The sequence below is a fragment of the Streptosporangium canum genome, assembly GCF_900113865.1.
Lineage (GTDB): Bacteria > Actinomycetota > Actinomycetes > Streptosporangiales > Streptosporangiaceae > Streptosporangium > Streptosporangium canum.
Window position 1 is genome coordinate 47939 of the sequence record NZ_FOQY01000030.1, and the last position, 15681, is coordinate 63619.

A 15681-nucleotide genomic window follows, 5' to 3' on the forward strand; every position below is an offset into this window, starting at 1 on the left:
GTCAGAAGTACTTCGAGGTCAGGTCGGTCGTCGGCCAGGTGGTGACCTTGTTGAGCTCGGCGTTCATGCGCGGGCTGAGCACGTCGAAGTCGAGCGTGCCCTCCTCCTCCCGCCGGTTGAACAGGGCCGCGTAGGTGAAGCCGTTCTGCAGCCGGGCGAGGTAGGTGTAGGTGCCCGGCAGCGATCCGTCGTGCCAGGTGTTGAGGTTGCCCGGCACCTGGCGCACCCACCAGCCGCCCCCGTACCAGGAGCCGTTCTCGTTGACGCCGATCTCCGGTTTGGCGAACATCCTCCCGATCGACGTGGCGTTGAGCACCGGCCCGGCGGCGTCGAAGACCCGCGAGAACCGCACCAGGTCGACCGCCGAGGCCAGCCAGCCGCCGCCGGCTCCCCGGTTGGCCATGCTGAAGCCGCCGTACGGAGTCGGCACCACCGTGCCCGACTCGTCCGTCACGGTCTTGCTGGTGTACTGCGAGGAGTAGACGACCTCGGTCGGCGCGGCCTCCGACCTGAGAACGCGGCCCAGCCGCATCCGGGTGATGCCGACCGGGGCGAGAAGCTTCTGCTTGACGTAGGACTCGTAGCTCGTGCCGGAGACCTTCTCGACGATCCGGCCGAGCAGCATGTAGCCGTAGTTGCTGTAGGCCATCCGCGATCCCGGGGCGAAGTCGAGAGGCCGGGCGCCGGCATAGCGGATGATGTCCTCCTGGCTGATCGGCAGCGGCGCGTCCAGCGTGGCGGAGATCTGGTGGTCCAGATACAGGTAGTCCTTCGACACGTTCCGGTCCCAGCCGCCCAGGTGCTGCATCAGCCGGAGCACGGTGACCTGCGCGAGGCGGGGGTCGGCCTCGGCCGAGAGCCCGAGCAGCGTGGTGACCGGCGCTGCCAGGCTGAGCTTGCCGTCCTGGACCAGCCGCATGATCGCGGTGGCGGTGATGTGCTTGCTCAGGCTCGCGATGCGGAACAGCGAGGTGGGGGTCACCGAGGGGAGGGCCTGCGACCCGTCCGAGTACCGGTAACCGCGGGCCAGGAGGATCTTGCCCTTCTTGGCGATCGCGAGCTGCGCGCAGGAGATGTTGCGCTCCGTGACGAAGGTCTTCATGACCTTGTCGAACCCGGCCAGCGCCGCCGGGGCGATCCCCGAGACGGTCACGACCGGTACGGGCGCGGCCTGGGCGGGGCGGGCACCCAGCGCGACGGCGGGCACGAAGCCCGCGCCCGCCTTGAACAGGTTCCGGCGGCTGAGCGTTGTCACTTGTGTCCCCCAAGGCGCAGACGTATCAGGAAGGTCAGCATTTTACGGATTTTCCGGCATACCGGAACCCGGGTGGCGATCCCTAGCGAGGCCGGCGCGACGCCACCGAGACCAGACCGGTCTCATAGGCGAGGATGACGAGCTGGGCGCGGTCGCGGGCGCCGAGCTTGCTGAGCAGCCGGCCGACGTGCGTCTTCACGGTCGCGAGGCTGAGTCGCAGATGGTCGGCGATCTCGGTGTTGGACAGCCCCCTGGCGATGAGCGCGAGCACGTCGCGCTCCCGGCCGGTGACGCCGCCGAGATCTCCGGCGAGTGGCTGCGACGGTTCCGGGCGCCGGGCGAACTCGGCGATGAGGCGGCGCGTCACCGTCGGGGCGAGCAGTCCCTCACCGGCGGCGACGACGCGGATCGCCGCCAGCAGTTCCCCCGGCGGCGTGTCCTTGAGCAGGAAGCCGCTGGCACCCGCCCGCAGCGCCGCGTAGACGTATTCGTCCAGGTCGAACGTGGTGAGCATGAGGACACGCACGCCCGCGGTGTCGGCCGAGCCGCAGATGCGCCGGGTCGCCTCGATGCCGTCCATCTCCGGCATGCGCACATCCATGAGCACCACGTCCGGCCGCTCGCCGCGGGCCAGGCCGACGGCCTCGGCCCCGGTCCCGGCCTCGCCGACCGCCGTCAGGTCGGGCGCGGTGTCCACCAGGAGGCGGAAGCTGCCGCGCAGCAGGGCCTGGTCGTCGGCGACCAGCACGCGGATCACGCCGTCCTCCCGCGGGGCCGATGGTCGCACCGTCTCACGCCGTCCCTCCATGTGCTCGCCGGGCCCGCCCGTTCACGCGGCCCTCCCGCCGGGCCCACCGTACGGCGTGCTCCCGCCGTAGGGCAGCCGTGCCGACACCCCGAAGCCGCCCTCCGGCCGTCGCCCGGCCGCGAAGGACCCCCCGTACATGAGGACCCTCTCCCGTATCCCGGCCAGCCCGTGGCCCGGCTGCCCCGGCAGGACCCGGTGGCCCGGACCGTCGTCGGTCACCTCGATCCGCACCTCCCGCCCGTCCGCCTCGACCAGCACCCGGCAGCGCGCCGGCGCGGCGTGCCTGACCACGTTGGTCAGGGCCTCCTGCACGATCCGGTAGACCGACAGCCCGACGCCCTCCGGCAGCGCGGCCGCGGTGACGTCCAGCTCGACGCGGACGCCGGCCAGCGCCGCCCGGTCGGCCAGTCCGGGCAGGCCGGCGAGATCGGGAGCGGGGGAGAGGCCGGAGACCGTGTCCGGCTCCGTACCGGAGCGCATCACGCCCAGCAGGTGGCGCATCTCGGTGAGCGCTCCCCGGCTGGTGGCCTCGATGACGCGCAACGCGTCCCTGGCCTCCTCCGGCCGGGCCTGCGCGACGTGGTTGGCGATTCCCGCCTTGACCGCGATGAGGCTCATGCTGTGCGCGACGACGTCGTGCATCTCGCGCGCGATGCGCAGGCGCTCCTCGGTGACCGCCCGGTCGGCGAGCTGCTCGGCCGAACGCGCCGCGTACGCGCGCCGCTCGCGCACGGCGCGGCCGACCGTCCAGGTGCCGCCGAGGAGCGCCACGCACGGCAGGAGGACGCCGAGGAGACGCAGCCACCAGCCGGGATCGGGGCTGCCCGCCACCGACAGCAGCACCACGGCGGCCGCGCTGCCCACGCCGATCGGGACCGTCGGCTCCCACCGGGGCCTGGGCCGGGTGAGCGCGACGAGGTAGAGCGCGAAGGCCGCCGCGGTGAACCCGTCGTGCACCAGGCCGAGGAACATCGACGCCAGGGACGCCCCGAAGGCGAGGACGAACATGGGCAGCGGCCACAGCCGCCGCAGGGCGAGCGCCGACCCGGTCACGGCCACCAGCAGGGACTGTGCCCACAGCGGCACCTCCGTGACGGGACGCGCGGCCGCGAACGTCAGGAGCACGATCGCGTACGCCGCCCCGGCCAGAGCGTCGAGCGCGATGAGCTGACCGCGGCTCCACCGCCGGAGGAACAGCGAGCCGTCCACGTTGAGGTCGTCCACGCTGAGACGGTATCCGCCCGGGCTCCGGTCCGGCCTCCCCCCAGGGGACGTCATCCTCAGGTCTGACTTCTCCCCATGGGACGGCCCCGCCGTCGGCCTCCGGTCCGACGGAGAAGTCCCGGCCGTGGTCCGACGCGCCGCCGGCCCGCCGTACGGAACCCTCGACGGCATGATCGAAGTCAAGGAGCTGACCAAACGCTACGGCGCGGCCGTCGCGGTGGACGGGCTGTCGTTCCAGGTGACGCCGGGACTGGTGACCGGTTTCCTGGGGCCGAACGGCGCGGGGAAGTCCACCACAATGCGCGTCCTGCTCGGCCTGGACGCCCCCTCCTCGGGCGAGGGACTCGTCAACGGCCGCCGCTACGCCACGATCCGGCATCCGATGCACGAGGTCGGCGCACTGCTCGACGCCAACGCCGTGCACGGCGGCCGCAGCGCCTTCGACCATCTGCGCTGCCTGGCACGGAGCAACCGCATCGGCGCGCGGCGGGTGGCGGAGGTGCTGGAGCAGGTGGGCCTGGCCGGGGTCGCCCGCAAGCGGGCCGGCGGATTCTCCCTCGGCATGCGGCAGCGGCTGGGGATCGCCGCGGCGCTGCTGGGCGATCCGGGCGTGCTGATGTTCGACGAGCCGGTCAACGGCCTGGACCCGGAGGGCGTGCGGTGGATCCGCCACCTGATGCGCTCGCTGGCCGCGGAGGGACGCACGGTCCTGCTCTCCAGCCATCTGATGAGCGAGATGGCGCTCACCGCCGACCGTCTCGTCGTCGTCGGGCGCGGCCGGCTGATCACCGAGACCTCGGTCCAGGACCTGGCCGACCGCTTCGAGCGGGGTGTGCTGGTCCGCTCCCCGCGCGCGGCGGAGCTGACCGCCGTACTCGAGGCCGCCGGGGCGACGGTCCTGGCGGAACCGGACGGCGGGCTGGCCGTGAAGGGACTGGAGGTGGCGGAGATCGGCGACCTGGCCGCCGGGCACGGGCTCGCGGTGCACGAGGTGACGCCGCGCAGCGCCTCCCTGGAAGAGGCGTACATGGAGCTCACCGGCGACAGCGTCGAGTATCGGGCGGCCGGGGGCTCCGGTGCCGGCGGCGACCGGCAGGGGACCGGGCGATGACCGACGTGCTGGCCTCGGAATGGCTGAAACTCCGCTCCGCCCGCTCCACCTGGTACATCCTCGGCGTCGTCGTGGCCTTCGTCCTGCTCATGGCCGGGTTCGCCTTCTACGTGGTGAGCCTGTGGGAGGGCATGCCGCCCGAGCGACGGGCCGGGCTGCGGGCCGCGCAGCCGGAGCAGGTCGTCCTGCTGCCCCTGCAGATCTGCGCGGCGGTGCTCGGCGTCCTCACGATCACCTCGGAGTACGCCACCGGCATGATCCGTTCCAGCTTCGTGGCGGTGCCGCGGCGCGGCGCGGTGCTGGCGGCGAAGGCCGCGGTCGTCGCCGCCGCCACTCTCGTCGTCGGGCAGGCGAGCGTGTTCGTGACGTTCTTCGCCAGTCGGGCGATCGCCGGGGACCGCCCCATCCGGGACTTCGCGCCGACGCTGATCGGAGAGCTCCCCAAAATGCTGGCCACGGGGCTGTCGCCGATGGTGCTGGCCCTGGTCGGGCTCGGCCTGGGCGCCGTCCTGCGCTCCACGGCGGGGACCGTCGCCTCCGTCGTGGCACTGCTGTATGTGGTCCCGAGGTTCGCGGTCGCGCTGCCCGACCCGTGGAACGCCCGGGTCGGATCGGTCCTGCCGGAGGACCTGACCCGGCAGCTCGCGGGCGAGGCCCCGATGGCGGTCGACCTGGGGAGTTCGGACAGCGCCATCGGCCTGTCCCCGCCGATGGCGCTGGCGGTCATGGCCCTGTACGTCGTCGTCGCGCTCGGTGCGGCGGCCGCCGTACTCGGCAGGAGGGACGTCCGATGACCGACGTCCTCGCGTCCGAGTGGCTGAAGCTCCGCTCCGTCCGCTCCACCTGGTACATCCTCGGCCTGGTCGCCCTCGCCGTGCCCCTCGTCGCCTTCCTGACGCTGCAGGGGGTGAACGGCTGGGACGGCCTGCCGCCCGGGCGCCGGGCGCGATTCCAGGCTCCGCCCATGGAACAGGTCCTCCTGCCGCTCGTCCAGCTCTGCATGGGGGTCCTCGCCGTGCTGGCGATCGCCTCGGAGTACGCCACCGGCATGATCCGCACCACCCTGGCGGCCGTGCCGCGCCGCCGGACGGTGCTCGGGGGGAAGGCGGTGATCACCGCCGGGATCGCCCTTCTCGGCGGCCTGCTCTTCCTGTTCGGGGCGTTCGCCGTCAGCCGGGCGATCGTCGGCGACCGGCCGATGAGCCCCGGCTACACGACCCCGCCGGAGGCGGAGGTCCCGATGCTGCTGGCCTCCGGCCTGTCGGTGGCGGTGGTCGCACTGGTCGGCCTGGGCCTGGGCGCGGTCACGCGCTCCGCCGCCGGGGCGATCGTCGCCGTCAGCGGGCTGCTGTTCGTGCTCCCCGTGCTCGCCGGCCTCCTCCCCGGTCCCTGGAGCGGCCGGGTCGGCTCGGTGCTGCCGACCAACCTCGCGGGGCAGCTCGTGGACCATCCGTCCGCCGTGGGAGACCTGCCGCCGCTCGGGGCGCTGGGCCTGCTGGTGGCGTACGCGGTCGCCGCCCTGGGCGCGGGAACCGCCGTGCTGGCCCGTCGGGACGCGTGAGAGGTGGACATCCCGTTCCGGCGCCGAGCCGCAGGAGCGGGCGGTCGCGGCCGTGCACACCCCCGGCGCGGCCGGGGCGTTCGCGTGCCGTACGGAGGAGCCGCGGCGAGGGCAGCCGGAGTCAGGCGTGCGCCGTGGGACGGCGTGGTCACCGGGGGCTCTCTCCGGGGTGCGGGTAGTAGGTGATCAGACCTCGGCCGATCCGCCAGGCGCTGCCGTCCGCCGCCACCCCGCGCATGCCCTCCAGCGTGGCCGGCCCGGCCAGTTCCACGACCCGCACGTCGCCCAGGCAGGCGAATCCGTAGGTGCGCCGCGGCTCCCAGCCGGTGCTGTGCCGCAGCCGGCGGCTCATCTGCGCCCACCCGAGCGCGGTGCCGGCCACCACCCACGCGTCGGGGTCGCCGGCGGCGAACCGCCGCGCCGGGCGCAGCCAGGACGCGGCCTCCTCGGGCCAGTCGACGATCGCCGGCACGGTCCCGCCCGCGCCCTCCCAGCTCCGGACGAACGCCTGCGCCGCCGCCCGGGAGGCGTCGTCGCGGCCGTGGCCGACGGTGACCGTCTCGACCCGCGGCCGGGCCGCGGTCAGCAGGTCCAGCAGCGCCGCCGTCTCGGCGGGGGTGTGCCCGGCGGCTCGTCCCGGAGCGACGGCTCCCGCGACGGCGCCCCGGCGGATCAGCGGTGAACCCGATCGGTCGGCTCTTCCGGTGACGGTCATGTCGTGTGCTCCCTGTCGATCTTCCAGGCGGCGTATCCGCACGGCCGTCCCTCTTCAGGCCGCGTCGTGGAAGACCAGGCCCAGGGTGTGACGGATGCCCGAGCGGACGGTGCTGACGCCGTGGCGGACCGGGGCGGCTGACCAGCCGCGCGCCGACTCCACGGGACGGTCACGGGTGGTGAAGACCAGCCCGTGGCCCTGCCGGAGCAGGGTCGAGGTGCCCCGGGACTGGGCGCGGGGCCGCTGCTCGACCATCAGGAACTCCCCGCCGGTGTGGTCGACGCCGGGCTCGTCCAGGCCGATGACGACCTGCAGGGGGAAGACGAGGTCTCCGTACAGGTCGCGGTGGAGCGCGTTCCAGTCGCCCTACCGGTAGCGCAGCAGGATCGGCGTCGGCTTGGTCTGACCGGCCGCGTGGCACATCTCCAGCCACTCGTCCAGGGTGTCGGGCCACGGCGCGCTCCTGCCGAGCTTGGCGGCCCAGTCGCGGGCGATGGGCAGCAGACGCGGATAGAACGCCTGCCTCAGTTGCCGCACGGGTTCGGGGAACGGGCTGTCGAAGTAGCGGTACTGCCCGGATCCGAACCGGTAACGGGCCATGTCGACGGTCGAGCGGAAGCGCCAGGTCTCCTCGTACAGCGCGGAGAGCTCCGCGCACTCGGCGGGGCCGAGGAGCCGCGGGGTCAGGGCGCAGCCGTGGGCGTTGACCTCGTCCGTCACGCCGGACCAGTCGACCTGGCCGACCCGGGCGGCGAGGTCGGCCTCGTTGGCCGCCGCGGCCACCGTGCCGCCGGTCTGCCGGGATGGGGTGTTCATGAGTGGCCTCGAGCCCTTCGGAGAGGTTGTCGTCTCACCTGGTAAACGTCCCGGGGCGGCCGGATGTGAGGTCCCGATCCCAGAAAGGCCGAGAACACGGTCACTTCTTGGGCCCGGCCCGGTACGCGGCCGAGGCCGGCGGCGGGACCCGGACGCGGCGGGCGGCCGGAGGAGTCGCCAGGGTTTGAGCCGGGCGCCTTGTATCGCAAGCCAGTTATCCGCGTTTGCAATTATCGCGCGCCGACAACTATTGTCGGCGCTTGTACTCGTCGCACGTAACTGGAGGGTTCATGCCTCTCGCCTTGCTCGCGCTGGCCATCGGTGCCTTCGGCATCGGTACCACGGAGTTCGTCATCGCGGGCCTGCTCCCCGAGGTCGCCCGCGACTTCGGCGTCTCCATTCCCACGGCCGGCTACCTCATCTCCGGCTACGCGCTCGGCGTCGCGGCGGGCGCCGCGCCGATGACCGTCCTCGGCACACGCATGCGGCGCAAGCATCTGCTCCTCGCCCTCATGGTGATCTTCATCCTGGGTAACGTGCTGTCCGCGCTGGCGCCCACCTACGGACTGATGATGACCGGCCGTATCGTGGCCTCCTTCACTCACGGCGCCTTCTTCGGCGTCGGCGCGATCTTGGCCGGCGACCTGGTCGCCCCGGGCAGGCGGGCCAGCGCCATCGCCCTGATGTTCACCGGCCTCACCCTCGCCAACGTGCTCGGCGTGCCGATGGGCACTTTCATCGGCCAGGCCTTCGGCTGGCGTGTCACGTTCTGGGTCGTGGCCGGTCTCGGTGTCGTCGGCCTTCTCGGCATCGCCGCGCTCGTGCCCGCCCAGCCGCGCCCCACGGGCACCGACATCGGCGCCGAGCTGGCCGTGTTCCGCAACCCGCAGGTGTGGCTGGCCATCGCGATGACCGTTCTCGGGTTCGGCGGCGTCTTCGCCTCCTTCACCTACATCGCGCCGATGATGACCGAGGTCGCCGGGTTCTCCGAGGGGGCGGTCAGCTGGCTGCTGGTGCTCTTCGGCATCGGGCTCGTGATCGGCAACCTGCTCGGCGGGCGCCTCGCCGACCGCGCCCTGATGCCCAGCCTCTACGCCCTGCTGGCCGGCCTCGCGCTCGTGCTCGCCGTCTTCACCTTCACCTCCCGCGCCCAGATCCCCGCCGCGATCACGGTGTTCCTGCTCGGCGCGTTCGGTTTCGCGACCGTCCCGCCCCTGCAGAAGCGGGTCCTCGACAACGCGGCGGCGGCTCCGACGCTGGCCTCCGCCGTCAACATCGGCGCGTTCAACCTCGGCAACGCCCTGGCCGCCTGGCTCGGCGGCCTGGTCATCACCGCCGGTCTCGGTTACACCGCGCCCAACTGGGTCGGCGCGCTGCTCGCCGCCGCCGCCCTCGCCCTGGCGGCCCTCTCCGGGCTGCTCGAACGCCGTACGGTGACGGCCGCCGCCCCCCGGTCCGAGATGCAGCCGGTCTGACCGCCCCCCGGCCGGGAGGCCATCGCGGCGACCTCCCCGGTTCGGCGCGCAATCCGTTTGTCCGGCGCCGGCCCACTCTGGAAGCATGTTCCGTCCGCCGGAACGGCAGGCGGCCGAGCCGGTGGCGGGCGGTCAAGGTGCCGGCCGCCGGTCGAGACGACGGCCGGTGGCCAAGACGCCGGTCGGCGGTCGTGGGACAGGGGGCGCATGAACAAGGCGACGGCGGGCGAGATCGTGGCGACGACGGGCGGGCGGGTCCGGGGCAGGAGGGTCGCCGGCGGTGTCCGCGCCACGCTCGGAATCCCCTACGCGGCCCCTCCCTTCGGCGCCGGCCGGTTCCGGGAACCGCGACCCGCGTCGGCCTGGGGCGGTGTGCGGGACTGCGACCGGTTCGGTCCCGTCGCGCCGCAGTCGGCGCATCTGCCCGGGGCTCCGGCGTGGTCCCCAGACCAGGACGACACGCTGAGCGTGAACGTGTGGGCCCCCGAACGGGCCGCGGGTCCGCTCCCCGTCCTCTTCTGGATTCACGGTGGCGCCTACACCTTCGGCTCCTCGGCGCAGCCCGAATACGACGGCGCCGAACTGGCCCGCGCCGGGCTGGTGGTGGTGACCTGCAACTACCGGCTGGGGTTCGAGGGGTTCGGCCACGTGCCCGGTCTCCCCGCCAACCGGGGCCTGTTCGACCAGGTCGCCGCGCTGCGCTGGGTCCGCGACAACATCGCGGGCTTCGGCGGCGATCCCGGGAACGTCACCGTGGCCGGGCAGTCCGCCGGGGCGGGCTCGGTCGCCTGCCTGCTGACCATGGACCGGTCACGTGGGCTGTTCCGGCGCGCCATCGCCCACAGCGTGCCCGACGCCTACTATCCGCCCGGCCTCGCCGCGGGCCTGACCCGGATGGTGGCGGCGGCCGCCGGGGTCCCCGCCACCGCGGGCGGGCTGCTCTCCGCCGCCCCGCATGCTCTGGTCGCCGCCTCCGACCGGGTGGTCCAGGACTACCGCGCCGACCCGGCCTCCGGCCCGCTGCACTACGACACGGTGATCTACGGGCCGGTTCTCGACGGGGACGTGCTCGCCACGGATCCGCTGTCCGCGCTCTCCGCGGGCACCGTACGGGAGGTGGACCTGCTGCTCTGCCACACCACGCAGGAGTCCTGGCTGATGCACCGGACGGGGAGCATGCCCCCGGTCACCGACGAGGAGGGGCTGGCCCGCTTCGCGGCGGACTTCGGCCTGCCCGACGCCCTGGTGGCGGGCTACCGCGCGCTGCTGCCGGACGCGCCGGTGCTGGAGGTCTACCTCGCCATGGCCGGAGACGCGGTCTTCGCCGAGCACACCGCCGGGCTGGCGCGGGCCCACGCCCGCGCGGGCGGGCGGGCCTTCCTGTCCCGCTTCGCCCGCCGCCGCACCTCCCCGGACGGCGGTACGGCGCGGCCGTGGCACGCCGCGGACGTTCCGTTCGCTTTCGGCAACCTGGACGCCGTCGGCGTGGACTTCCTGATCGGCGGCGTCCCCGACGGACAGGACCGCGCGCTGTCCCGGCGGATGGTGCGCGCCTGGGCGGACTTCTGCGCGACCGGCGACCCCGGCTGGCCCCGGCTCACCGCGGCCTCCGCCCCGGTGCGGTCCTGGGGAGTGCCGGAGGACCGGGTGGCCGACGACGACGCCACCGCCGTCCACGCCCTGTGGCGCGGGGTGGTCCCCTCCCGGCTGCGGCTCTAAAGGGGTATTTGATCCATGCTCGTCGCCTCCGAGCGCGTCCTCGGCTCGGAGCCCAGCCCGCCCAGGTGATCGCGTAGATCCAGTACGCCCTGTACCTGCGCGCCCTTAGTCCACGTCGACGTCGTCGAGGAATCGGAGGAGGTGCGAGAGCACTCGGATGCAGGTGGCGATCTCGGTGTCGGTCAGGTCGCCGCCGGCCTGGCGCAGCACCGTGCGCTCGCGGTCGACCACGGCGGTGATGGCGGCCCGCCCCTCCTCGGTCAGCCGGATGAGCGAGGACCTCTTGTGCATCGGGTTGGGGACGGACTCGACCAGGTGTCGCGCGGCCGCGTCGTTGATCATGCGCTGCACGAACTGGCGGCTCAACGCCTGGGCCCGACCCATCTGAGGGACGGTCATGGATCCGTGCTCGCGGAGCATGTTGAGCACGGCCCGCACCCCGACCGACAACCCCTCGATGGGCGCGTCCTGCTCCACCTTGCGCTGGGCGCGCCGGTACAGCGGCCCCACCAGGTCGAACACTTCGGTGAGGCGGTCGGCCGGCTCTCCGGACGCCGGGTCATGATCTGTCTCGCTCACCTCCCCATCATGACACCTGGGTTGTCATCATGGGGCAATAATGACACCTTGGTTGTCATGAATGATCTGTTCTGGCTCGACACCGGCACCGGACGACCCCTTGTCCTGCTCCACGGCGGCTTCGTGGACCACCACATGTGGGACGACCAGATTCCGGTCCTCGCCTCGCGGTACCGCGTCATCACGCCCGACGCCCGCGGCCACGGCCGGTCCGCCAACGCCACCGAGCCGTTCCGGTTCACCGACGACCTCGCCGCGCTGCTGCGCCACCTGGGCACCGGCCCCGCGACCCTGGTCGGAGTCTCCATGGGGGCGGGCATCGCGGTCGACACCGCGCTGGAACACCCCGAACTGGTCGGCGCCGTGGTCGTCAGCGGCGCCGGGACCAACGAGCCGTACTTCACCGATCCCTGGACCACCCAAACCATGGCCGCGTGGCACTCGGCGATGGCCGCCGGTGATCTGGACCTCTCGGTCGAGGCGTTCACGCTCTTGGCGGCGGGCCCGCACCGGACCCTCGGGGAGCTCGACCCCGACGTCGTGAACCGTCTGCGCCGGATGGCCAGGGGAACCATGAGTAAGCACACCTCCGACGAACCTGACCGGCTCGTCCCGGTGCCCGATGCCTGGGCCCGCGTCGCCAAGATCGAAATTCCCGTTCTGGCGATCAACGGCGCCATCGACTCACCCGACCACATCGGCATGGCCGAACGCCTCGCCGGCACCGTCGCCAACGGCCGCGCGATCTCGATTGACGGGACCGCCCACTACCCCAACATGGAGCGCCCGGACATCTTCAACGAGATCCTCGAAGACTTCCTGCGCACCTTGTGACCACACCACCGACAGCTCTCCCCCCAACCGCCGGCGACCGGTGCCGGCGGCTCGACGACGTTGCCGAGGCCGGGGCGCCGGAGTACGTCGCCGTACTCCGGCACCCCTCAGCCGGTCACCCCTTGACGGTCAGCAGCGGTCGCAGCTCGACGACGGGTTCGGCGACCCCGGCCCTGCGGAGACTCGAGACGACGGGGCCGATGTCCTTGTACACCCAGGGGGCCTCCTGCTTGAGGTCGCGCCGCCACGCGGCCATCACGTCGGAGCGGCGGGTGACGGCCGGGTCACGGTGGTCCAGCGGGGTGACCACCCGGAAGTCACGCAGGAAGGCGTCCAACGCGGCGTCGCCCGCCTGGGCGGCGGCGCCCCGGCGCACGCGGCGACCGGCGCCGTGGCAGGCGCTCGCCAGGGTCCGGGGGCTGCCGTGACCGCGCAGCACGTAACTGGCGGCCCCCATCGAGCCCGGTACGATGACGGGCTCGCCCCACATCGCGTACGGCCCGCCCGCCGTCTCGGCGTATCCGCCCGCCGGCGTCGCGCCCTTGCGGTGTACGACCTGTCCGTCGTCGTGCTGCCACAGCAGGTTGTGCGGGGCGTCATACACGAGGTCGGCGGTGAGCTCCCCGCACTCGGCGGCGAGCCCGGCGCGCAGCATCAGCGACAGGAAAAAGCGGTTGCCCACCGCGAAGTTCGCCGCGTTGCCGAACGCGTCGAGGTAGCGCCGCCGCGCCGGCGCGGACCGTCCGTCCGGCATCATGGGAATGATCTTGTTGTCCGGCAGGGGGACGCCTGCGGGCCATGCCGCTCTGGCCTGGTCCAGCCCGGACGCGTTGGCCTGATGTCCCAGCGACAGGGAGCCGCTGTGCACCATCAGCACCACCTGGCCGAGGCTGAAGCCCCAGCTGTGGGCGGCCTGCCGGTCATGGACCGCCGACACGTACTGCAGCTCCGCGAAATGGTTGCCGCCGCCGACGCTGCCGATGATGCTGTCGTAGCTCGTGCCGCCCGCGCTGTTGATCCAGTCCCGGAAGGCGTCGGCGTTCGTCGTCGAGTACCGCGATCCGTGGATCCGGCCGAGCTGGGCGTCGCCGGGCCGCAGCGCCGACCACACCCCGTCCGCCCGCTCCGGCGCGCCGGCGCCGAGCAGTCCCGGCAGGCCGTCGCGGAGCAGCGCCTCTCGCTGGAGACCGGACAGTGCGATGCGCCGGCCGCCCTCGAAGAACAGGTGCCGTAGCCGGCGCTCCAGCGCGTCCAGCCGCGGGCGCACCTGGTCGGCGGTCAGCGACGTCGTCTCCAGCCGCATGCCGCAGTTGATGTCGTTGCCGACCGCCTGGGGGAGCAGCGCGCCGCGCGTCTGCAGCACCGTGCCGATCGGGATCCCGGCCCCCCTGTGGAGGTCGGGGGTCAGCACGACCCGGCTGATCGCCGCTTCGGTGTGCCCGGTCACCGCGCCCAACCGCTCCAGGGTGTCGGCGGTGGCGAGCACGGTGAGGATCTCGTCGATCGCGCTGGACTCGATCGGCACGTCGGTCCCGGCGCAGACGTCCACGGGGATGCCCCATCGATTGGGCAGATGGAGCCAGCTGTCGTCGGTGCGGACGAGCCTCGGGTCCTGCTGGAAGGCGGCGGGACGCCGCTTGGAGGTTGTCATGAAGCCTTCCTGGTGGCTGCTGGTGAGAGAGATGCGAGTTCCGCCGCCATCCGGTGACGGGCATGCGGGACAGCGCCGGCACCTGGGCCGGCGGTGGACTCCCCGAGGTTCAGCAGCCGCGAGGTGAGATCGACTTTAGCGGCGGAGCCCGGCACCCCCAACGGGTTTTCGGCCGCAGCGCGCCTTCGCCCCTGTCCGACGCCGGGCGCCTGCGCGTCAGCGCTGGTGACCGTGGAGAACCGGGGCCGTCCGGCCGGGTAGTCTGGCCGCCGGCAGCGCGCCGATCACGGCTACGGCGGCGAGGGCCATGAGAGCGGGGCCCATCGCGGAGGCGAAGGCGTCAGCGGTCCAGTGCGGCCCGTCGCCGTACGGCCGGCCGGCGGGGGCGGTGAGGGTCATCAGCATCGTCGCCGCGGCGACGCCCAGTGCCGGGCCGACATTCATGGCGGTCTGCTGGAGCCCGCCGGCCACCCCGGCGGTGTCCACGGAGGCGTGGTGCACGACGACGGCTGTCCCGGTGACCATCACCGCGCTGAAACCGGCGCCCAGCACGAGAAAGCAACCGCTGATCGCCGGGGAGGCCGGTGCCCGGCCGAGCTGGGACAGCAGAAGGATGCCGAGAGCGAGCAGAGCCATCCCCGCCACGGCCGTTCCGCGTAGCCCCCACCGGCGCAGCAGCACAGCGCAGACCGGCGCGCCCAGCACCATCGTCACGGCCAGGGGCAGGACTCTCAGACCGCTCTGCAGCGGGTCCAGCGCGAGGACGTCCTGCAGGAAGTACGTGCCGACGAACAGGGCGCCGAACAGGGACGCCGACGCGGCCACCAGGATGCCGAGCGCCGAGGCGACCGTTGCCGATCGGAGCACGCTTGACGGCACCAGCGGGCTCGTGGCGCGTCGCTCGTGCCAGGCGAACGCGCCACCGGTGGCCGCGACGGCGGCAAGCCCGAGCGCGGTCGCCGCCGTCCAGCCGGTTTCCGGTATTTCGACGAGTGTCCGCACCAGGCAGGCCAGGGCCACCGCGAGCAGGCAGGCGCCGGGCAGGTCGAGCCGGACGCCGGAGGACCTTCCCTGCGCGGGGGGCCGGACGGCGAGGGTCAGCGCGCCGACCGCGAGCGCGGGCGCCACGTTGAGGTTTCGTCCAGGGCGACGATCATCGCCCCGATGACGCTGCTCGCGAGCGTCAGGCGCCGGTGTCCTTCGGGGCTCACCCGTTCTCCGGCCCGAGGTGCGCGTCCAGCGCGGCGCGCAGCAGCGGTCCGGCGTCGTCGGCTCCCGTGGCGAGCCGGAGGCTGCCCCACCCCCACAGCTGGGCGATGCCGTGCAGGTTGGCCCAGAGCGCGCCGGCGACGACCTGTGGCGCGGGGCCGGGCCGGGTCCGCGCCCGGGTGACGAGGTCGGTGAGGATGCCGAAGAGCGGCAGGCTCACCTCCCGCAGGCCGAGGTGGTCGCTCTCCAGCAGGTCGTGGCGGAACATCAGCTCGAACATGCCGGGGTTGGTCAGTGCGAAGTCGAGGTAGACGCCTCCCAGCGCCAGGAGCCGGGCCCGGGGGTCCGCCAGGCCTTCCCCCGCCGTCTCGGTGACCCTGGCGGTCAGGTCGGCGAAGCCCTGACGCGCGATGGCCGACAGCAGGGCCATGTGGGTCGGGAAGTAATGGCGCGGGGCCCCGTGCGAGACCCCGGCCCGGCGGGCGATCTCACGCAGGGTCAGGGACTGCGTCCCCTCCCTGGTCACCAGGTCGACTCCGACCTCTATCAGACGGGCCCTTACTCCCATGTCCTGCTCACTCATAGACAGTGTCTACCAAACCCGGTAGACACTGTCTACTTCCGATCCGCCGGAGATCATCTCGGATGTGGCGGCCCCATTACTGTCCGTTGTATTAATGTGACCTTCTGTGTTACCCCTATCGGGTCGTGCAGCCGGGACCCG

Annotated in this window: 14 protein-coding genes and 1 pseudogene; 6 read left to right on the plus strand and 9 right to left on the minus strand. The window is 72.9% G+C overall.

The window, feature by feature from the left end; genetic code table 11:
• Nucleotide 1: 1 nt before the first annotated feature.
• From BM085_RS32380 to BM085_RS32390, 3 genes are all read right to left on the minus strand, one after another.
• Nucleotides 2-1255 carry a serine hydrolase domain-containing protein gene (locus tag BM085_RS32380; protein WP_093890624.1) on the minus strand — a complete coding sequence of 418 codons (1254 nt, stop codon included), beginning with the start codon at nt 1253-1255 and terminating at the stop codon, nt 2-4.
• A gap of 82 nt (nt 1256-1337) precedes the next feature.
• The gene (locus BM085_RS32385) at nt 1338-2012 is read right to left on the minus strand and encodes a response regulator (protein WP_093890625.1); all 675 of its coding nucleotides are present in this window, start codon (nt 2010-2012) and stop codon (nt 1338-1340) included.
• 72 nt (nt 2013-2084) lie between these two features.
• Entirely contained in the window at nt 2085-3287 is a 1203-nt protein-coding gene (locus BM085_RS32390; protein ID WP_218158885.1) for a sensor histidine kinase, read from the minus strand.
• A 169-nt stretch (nt 3288-3456) separates the two neighbouring features.
• Between BM085_RS32390 and BM085_RS32395 the strand changes: the two genes are divergently transcribed.
• Genes BM085_RS32395 through BM085_RS32405 form a run of 3 tightly spaced genes read left to right on the plus strand, consistent with a single transcriptional unit; the run spans nt 3457 to nt 5959 of the window.
• Entirely contained in the window at nt 3457-4398 is a 942-nt protein-coding gene (locus BM085_RS32395) for an ABC transporter ATP-binding protein (RefSeq protein ID WP_093890669.1), read from the plus strand.
• Nucleotides 4395-5192: an ABC transporter permease gene (locus BM085_RS32400; RefSeq protein WP_093890627.1), complete on the plus strand. Its 798-nt coding sequence runs from the start codon at nt 4395-4397 to the stop codon at nt 5190-5192. The genes BM085_RS32395 and BM085_RS32400 overlap by 4 nt, the downstream gene beginning before the upstream one ends.
• A complete protein-coding gene (locus BM085_RS32405; protein ID WP_093890628.1) occupies nt 5189-5959 on the plus strand; it encodes an ABC transporter permease in 771 nt (256 codons plus the stop codon). The genes BM085_RS32400 and BM085_RS32405 overlap by 4 nt, the downstream gene beginning before the upstream one ends.
• A gap of 148 nt (nt 5960-6107) precedes the next feature.
• On the opposite strand, the gene BM085_RS32410 is transcribed toward BM085_RS32405, so the two are convergent.
• On the minus strand, nt 6108-6674 hold the full coding sequence (locus BM085_RS32410; protein ID WP_093890629.1) for a type 1 periplasmic-binding domain-containing protein: 567 nt from the start codon (nt 6672-6674) through the stop codon (nt 6108-6110).
• Between the two features lie 54 nt (nt 6675-6728).
• Nucleotides 6729-7490: pseudogene (locus BM085_RS46355) on the minus strand (2OG-Fe(II) oxygenase).
• Nucleotides 7491-7780: 290 nt separating this feature from the next.
• On the opposite strand from BM085_RS46355, the gene BM085_RS32420 reads away from it, so the two are divergent.
• Nucleotides 7781-8965: an MFS transporter gene (locus tag BM085_RS32420; RefSeq protein WP_093890630.1), complete on the plus strand. Its 1185-nt coding sequence runs from the start codon at nt 7781-7783 to the stop codon at nt 8963-8965.
• Nucleotides 8966-9172: 207 nt separating this feature from the next.
• Nucleotides 9173-10684 carry a carboxylesterase/lipase family protein gene (locus BM085_RS32425; protein WP_093890631.1) on the plus strand — a complete coding sequence of 504 codons (1512 nt, stop codon included), beginning with the start codon at nt 9173-9175 and terminating at the stop codon, nt 10682-10684.
• A 105-nt stretch (nt 10685-10789) separates the two neighbouring features.
• On the opposite strand, the gene BM085_RS32430 is transcribed toward BM085_RS32425, so the two are convergent.
• Complete coding sequence (locus BM085_RS32430; protein ID WP_093890632.1) at nt 10790-11263, minus strand: MarR family winged helix-turn-helix transcriptional regulator; 474 nt, start codon at nt 11261-11263, stop codon at nt 10790-10792.
• A 57-nt stretch (nt 11264-11320) separates the two neighbouring features.
• Between BM085_RS32430 and BM085_RS32435 the strand changes: the two genes are divergently transcribed.
• A complete protein-coding gene (locus BM085_RS32435; RefSeq protein ID WP_093890633.1) occupies nt 11321-12097 on the plus strand; it encodes an alpha/beta fold hydrolase in 777 nt (258 codons plus the stop codon).
• A gap of 115 nt (nt 12098-12212) precedes the next feature.
• On the opposite strand, the gene BM085_RS32440 is transcribed toward BM085_RS32435, so the two are convergent.
• The 3 genes from BM085_RS32440 to BM085_RS32450 all read right to left on the minus strand — a co-directional run bounded on the left by BM085_RS32440 (nt 12213) and on the right by BM085_RS32450 (nt 15540).
• Nucleotides 12213-13748 carry an RtcB family protein gene (locus BM085_RS32440; protein WP_093890634.1) on the minus strand — a complete coding sequence of 512 codons (1536 nt, stop codon included), beginning with the start codon at nt 13746-13748 and terminating at the stop codon, nt 12213-12215.
• 216 nt (nt 13749-13964) lie between these two features.
• On the minus strand, nt 13965-14876 hold the full coding sequence (locus tag BM085_RS32445; protein WP_245789829.1) for an MFS transporter: 912 nt from the start codon (nt 14874-14876) through the stop codon (nt 13965-13967).
• Between the two features lie 79 nt (nt 14877-14955).
• A complete protein-coding gene (locus BM085_RS32450) occupies nt 14956-15540 on the minus strand; it encodes a TetR/AcrR family transcriptional regulator (protein ID WP_177245386.1) in 585 nt (194 codons plus the stop codon).
• Nucleotides 15541-15681 lie beyond the last annotated feature (141 nt).

Coding starts and splice junctions, on each gene's coding strand:
- BM085_RS32420 (WP_093890630.1), top strand. CDS start 7,781: ATGCCTCTCGCCTTGCTCGCGCTGGCCATCGGTGCCTTCGGCATCGGT.
- BM085_RS32450 (WP_177245386.1), bottom strand. CDS start 15,540: ATGAGTGAGCAGGACATGGGAGTAAGGGCCCGTCTGATAGAGGTCGGA.
- BM085_RS32435 (WP_093890633.1), top strand. CDS start 11,321: ATGAATGATCTGTTCTGGCTCGACACCGGCACCGGACGACCCCTTGTC.
- BM085_RS32425 (WP_093890631.1), top strand. CDS start 9,173: ATGAACAAGGCGACGGCGGGCGAGATCGTGGCGACGACGGGCGGGCGG.
- BM085_RS32405 (WP_093890628.1), top strand. CDS start 5,189: ATGACCGACGTCCTCGCGTCCGAGTGGCTGAAGCTCCGCTCCGTCCGC.
- BM085_RS32395 (WP_093890669.1), top strand. CDS start 3,457: ATGATCGAAGTCAAGGAGCTGACCAAACGCTACGGCGCGGCCGTCGCG.
- BM085_RS32400 (WP_093890627.1), top strand. CDS start 4,395: ATGACCGACGTGCTGGCCTCGGAATGGCTGAAACTCCGCTCCGCCCGC.
- BM085_RS32410 (WP_093890629.1), bottom strand. CDS start 6,674: ATGACCGTCACCGGAAGAGCCGACCGATCGGGTTCACCGCTGATCCGC.
- BM085_RS32440 (WP_093890634.1), bottom strand. CDS start 13,748: ATGACAACCTCCAAGCGGCGTCCCGCCGCCTTCCAGCAGGACCCGAGG.